Annotated in this window: 7 protein-coding genes; 1 reads left to right on the top strand and 6 read right to left on the bottom strand. The window is 59.9% G+C overall.

What is annotated here, in order from left to right; translation table 11 throughout:
* A partial coding sequence (locus tag AKU94_RS04740) for a phage tail tube protein (RefSeq protein ID WP_050526188.1) occupies positions 1-621 on the bottom strand: 621 nt, incomplete at its 3' end.
* A 25-nt stretch (positions 622-646) separates the two neighbouring features.
* Complete coding sequence (locus tag AKU94_RS04735) at positions 647-1,069, bottom strand: hypothetical protein (RefSeq protein ID WP_050526187.1); 423 nt, start codon at positions 1,067-1,069, stop codon at positions 647-649.
* Between the two features lie 137 nt (positions 1,070-1,206).
* Between AKU94_RS04735 and AKU94_RS04730 the strand changes: the two genes are divergently transcribed.
* Entirely contained in the window at positions 1,207-1,974 is a 768-nt protein-coding gene (locus tag AKU94_RS04730; RefSeq protein WP_050526186.1) for a uracil-DNA glycosylase family protein, read from the top strand.
* A 100-nt stretch (positions 1,975-2,074) separates the two neighbouring features.
* Here AKU94_RS04730 and AKU94_RS04725 read toward each other — a convergent pair whose 3' ends face one another.
* The 4 genes from AKU94_RS04725 to AKU94_RS04710 form a co-directional block, all read right to left on the bottom strand.
* The gene (locus tag AKU94_RS04725; RefSeq protein WP_050526185.1) at positions 2,075-2,698 is read right to left on the bottom strand and encodes a DUF6441 family protein; all 624 of its coding nucleotides are present in this window, start codon (positions 2,696-2,698) and stop codon (positions 2,075-2,077) included.
* Positions 2,695-3,006: a head-tail joining protein gene (locus tag AKU94_RS04720; protein ID WP_050526184.1), complete on the bottom strand. Its 312-nt coding sequence runs from the start codon at positions 3,004-3,006 to the stop codon at positions 2,695-2,697. Before AKU94_RS04720 ends, AKU94_RS04725 begins: the two co-directional genes overlap by 4 nt.
* 10 nt (positions 3,007-3,016) lie before the next feature.
* The gene (locus AKU94_RS04715) at positions 3,017-4,039 is read right to left on the bottom strand and encodes a major capsid protein (protein ID WP_050526183.1); all 1,023 of its coding nucleotides are present in this window, start codon (positions 4,037-4,039) and stop codon (positions 3,017-3,019) included.
* Positions 4,040-4,109: 70 nt separating this feature from the next.
* On the bottom strand, positions 4,110-4,490 hold the full coding sequence (locus AKU94_RS04710) for a head decoration protein (RefSeq protein ID WP_050526182.1): 381 nt from the start codon (positions 4,488-4,490) through the stop codon (positions 4,110-4,112).
* Positions 4,491-4,508: the final 18 nt, after the last annotated feature.

Here is a 4,508-nt window from a genome sequence, read left to right as displayed (position 1 = left end):
GGTCTCGATGCGGTCAAGGTTGTTGGCATAGGTGATTTCTGCTGAGACCACATTGCCCAGAGCGGTGCCATTCCGGCTGATCGCACCGTTGAAATGGCCGAAACGCTTCAGCCCCAAGTCTGTGGGCGTGCCTGCGCCGCTCAAAATGGCGATGACCTCACCTTGCGCCACCAGCCGCGCGGTTGCAGTCAAAAGGCCAGAGCGCTGCACCTGCCATGACAGCTGGTCCAGCACGCAGCCGGAATACATCGCAAAGCGTGGCACCTCGGGCATACCTGTCTCGATGGAAATAGAGGGCAAGGTCCAACTGCCCGAGCGAAATTCATGGGTGTAGGGTCCAACGCCAGAAGTGGTCGGTTCGCCGAAGGCCGCTTTCAGCCAAAACCCGAAGGCCTCGGCATCTATTGGCACCATCACATCGCCATCTGCCGTCACCGCATCCTTGATCGGGGCGAGGGGATCGCGGCCATAACCGAGCAATTCGCTGTTTAGAAGTGGCTGTTCTGATCCCAGCGAGGTGCTGGCAAAGGGCATTTTGGTAAAACCGCCAACCGGCGGCGTCCCATAAACGGTCTCAAAGCCGAGCGCCATCTGCGCCCGCGCGCCTTGCGCACGTGCCATATCTTTCTCCTAATAATGTGGGGTGTCAGGCCAGAGGGCCGGTGGTGGTGTAGTGCAAAACGACAGTGATCACCGCAGCTTTCAGGGCCGCCGCACCTTCGATGGGAAGATCGACCGACGCCGGGGCTTCGGGTTCTAGCCAATCGCAAATTCCGCCTAGCGTGCGGTCAGCCTCCAGCATTGTGCCAATGGCAGCGATCAGACTGTCAAAGGCAGTGGCACGGCCATTCGGGACCTGGACGACGACCTCCAGCTCGGCTCGGTGCTGGTAATGGTAGCGCAGAGGCGACAGTGTGACCTCTGGCTCACCGGGCTGGCCGTCGCGCAGAATGATCAGCCCCGCCACCGGGATCCGCTCGGGCAGTATGTCATCGCGTAAGGTAAGAGCGGCAAGCAGCTGCAGCCGTGCGTACAGCGCGGCGAGGATGGCTTCGCGGGTGGTGGGCATTATCGGTTCCAAAGTCTGGGTTAGTCAACGGCAGGTCCGAGCCCAGACCGACTGGACTTGCCTTTGCACTTGTTATTATCTGTCTGCGACACAAGTTCATGTCATCTATGAGATAAATATTATTCTGGAGAGCCATTTTGAAAAATCTTGACGACGATATTTATTTCAACTCCAAGGGTTGGCAGAGCACAATCGAGACTCAGAGCAGGCTATTTAATCCAGCCGCTCTTGTTGCAATCTCTGATCAGCTTCGGGACGAATTCCATCGCGGACATGCTAAGGACCGCAAGATGCCGGAAATCGCACAGGCTGACTGGAATAGTGGCCTTCTGACCCAATATAATGATCGCGAAATTGGGTATGATCTGCCGTGTTTACTCTCTGCTGATCGTCCCACCCGTGGACGGATTATGCTCTGCGCGCAGGATCCTTTACGAAAAGGCACTTCGCCAAGCCTGACTGTTGGAACCTTTTTTGGTATAGACAATCCTCGCTATCGCCATCGCCGCAATCATCATGGTGCCGTCTGGAACCTAATCCGGACTTGCGTACACGCCGGCTTTGATGTGTGGGTAACAGACGCGTTGAAGATCTTTGTCGGGAAGGATCAACTTTGGAAAAATCCAGAGCTATTCAAGCTTTGCTTTGAAATACTCCGGGACGAAATTGAGGCATTCTCGCCCAACAAGATCCTGACTTTGGGTCGTACGGCTGGCAACGCCTTGTCTTACGTTCGGTTGGAGGATACGTTCTTACGCGCCCCTCATCCTGCCGCGCGGGGAAAATGGTATCTTGAAGGTTCAGCCGATCCTGAAGAAGGCCTCTTGAAGGGGCTGGAGCATTATTATTGCAGGGTTCTATTTGGAGCAGACGCACCAGAGGATGTAGTAGGCGCTCGTGATTAGAACAAAATCTACGGAAGCCGCAATTTACAGCTTAACGTTAACCATTAGTTTGTCCGCAAGTGGGATGGCTGCTTGGTCCGCATAGCAGCCGTCAGCCCAATCATGACACCGCCCAATTTGCCACGATCAGTCCGGGCACGCCTTCCACCGCTCGTTCCGCATCCCGCGCCAGATCCAGCCGCTTGCGCAACTTGACCTGAGCCACCAGCAGGAAGATCGGCACGGTTGTCGCGCCGCGCCCGGTTTTTGACTTGCTCGCCACAGCGCGACCTTTCGTATTCAACCGCCCTTCAGCCACCAGCAGGCTTGGCCCACGACGACGGTAGATGAACCGCAGCCGCAACCCAGCGCGGCGTTCCCACTCAATGGGGGTGATCCGTCCACCCTTGCTGCTTTTGCCAGCAGCCACAGTGGGGATTGCCAGCCAAAAGCCATTCTTGGACCGGATCAGCGGGCCGCTGTCATGGGCGCCGACAATCACCGGTGCGTTTGACCAGACCAGTGCCGCCGCGCTCAGGCTGTCGCCTGACTTCGGGAAGCTGGCGAGTCGGATAGAATTGCCAAGCCGGGTGCCCAGCCCCGCGCTGGTGATCTGCGTTCGCCAGGCGGATTTCAGACTGGTCCCGGCCTCGCGCATGGCGGCCGTGACGGCGCGTTCCCCAGCGGCGACTTCGGCAGCCATAATGGCGACAATGTCAGGATCAATGGCGAGCTTCAGTTTCATGCGGGGCGCAAATCCAAGGTCCAGACAAGCCGCTCGCGGTCGCGGACGGGCTCACCCTGAATGAGGAAGGCCTCGGAAGCGATCTCGATCCGTTCGCCGGGTCGCGGGTTGGGGACCTCGGCCACGCGAAGATCGACGCGGGTGGTTTCCGACCAAAGACGCGCGTCGCCGAACGCAGTAATGTCGTCCGCGCGGCGCATGACCGCGCGGATAAGGACGGGCGTTCCACCGTCGGCAACATAGACCGCATCTCGGGCGATGTTGGGATCGCAAAAGACGTTGTCGATTGCAGCGATAAAGACGGACATGGGCTCCCCCTCAGGTGGCGCTGAAGAGCCGGATCGCAAGGCGCGGGCGCTTGTTGACCGGCAGGATCGATCCTTCCGTCATCAGGTCGATCCAGCGGCCTTTGGCGTCCATCATCTGGCGCGCGTAGAGCGGCAGGCCGATGGTGTTGGCGGTTTCCAGCAGATTTGCGGGTCCGCCATAGGTGGTGAAGGTATCAAACGTGCCCATGGGAAAGGCGATGCCCTCTCCGGTGGGGATCAGACGTTCCGACGATCCGTTTGAGAGCGTGACCGAGCCGTTGTATTCCTCAAAAAGCACGCCCGCGAAGGGGAAAGCCCGGCGCATGTCCTCGCGCAGGGGCTGGCCGCCCGTGGCTGAGAAGAATTTGTAGGCATCTTCCGTCTTGGGGTGGCTGATCAGCTTGTCGAAGAACTCGGAGCTGACCAGCGCGTGTGCGGTGGTCATGGTCTCGCCCATCAGATTGTCCTCGATGGCGCGCAGGGTGGTGCGGACTTTGCCTTGGACGTTGGTGCCTGCGGTCCCAAAAACAAAATCGACCGAAATCTGATCAAGGCCGAATTCGGTGAAGTAGTTGTAGAGCGTGGTGCCAGCGCCATCCTTCACGATGCCGCGCAGCGCATTCATCTCCATGTATTCGCGGGTCTGGGCGTGCTTGCGCCGCATCAGCGTCAGCTTGCGGTTCATCACCTCGACCAGCGGATCGGTCGCATCCGAGAGGCCGAGCGCAGGCATCCCCTGGACGTCGGCAGGCAAGATCACATCGTCATGCGGGATCCACGGCAAGGCAAAAGAGCGCATCGAGCGCGCCTCGCGGTTGCCGACGGTGGCGGGCGCGCCGAGAGGGACTGAGGGCAGCAGGCTCAGCACACCCTCGCGTTGCTCGATGACGATGGAGCGTTGGGTCACGCCCTCGAAGCGGAACAGGCCAATCTGGCCGAGGCGGGTGTAGAGATTGGGCAGGATGTTGATGGCCTGCGTCATCTCGGCAAGCGAATAGCCGCCCACATCAAATGGGTTGCGGGTGATGGTCATGGGGAACTCCTGGGGAAAGAGGGGGTTACAGGTTGGCTGCGCCAGGCAATCCGGCGCGCGTCTGGGAGGATCAGGCGGTGTCGCGCGCAAGGATCCCGGCTGCTGCCAGTTGGCCGATCTTGGTGATGATTTTGGCACCGTCATCGACGGTGGCGTCGTAAGCGAGCGCCGCCCGCGAGACGATGGCAGGGCCACGCGCGACGACGATGCCGTTCGCATCGGCCAGCGTGGCGTCGACGGCGTAGAGCAGCACGGCGCTAGCGGTCTGCGCGCCATCGCTACCGCCGCTGGTGGCCAGCTTGTATTTGCCGCTGGCGGTGATGCGGCCCAAGACCGAACCCACCGGATAGGGCATGCCGGCCAGCAGCGTGATGGTCTCGCGGGTGTAGTTCGGGTTGGCCTCGTATTTGAGGACATCGCCCATGGTCGGGGGTTGGTTGAGGACGGTCATGGTGGCGTTCCTGTGTAA

Source organism: Pseudorhodobacter aquimaris (genome assembly GCF_001202025.1).
GTDB lineage: Bacteria > Pseudomonadota > Alphaproteobacteria > Rhodobacterales > Rhodobacteraceae > Pseudorhodobacter > Pseudorhodobacter aquimaris.
Note: the sequence above shows the minus strand (reverse complement) of the source record. Positions and strands in the feature narration are given on the sequence as shown.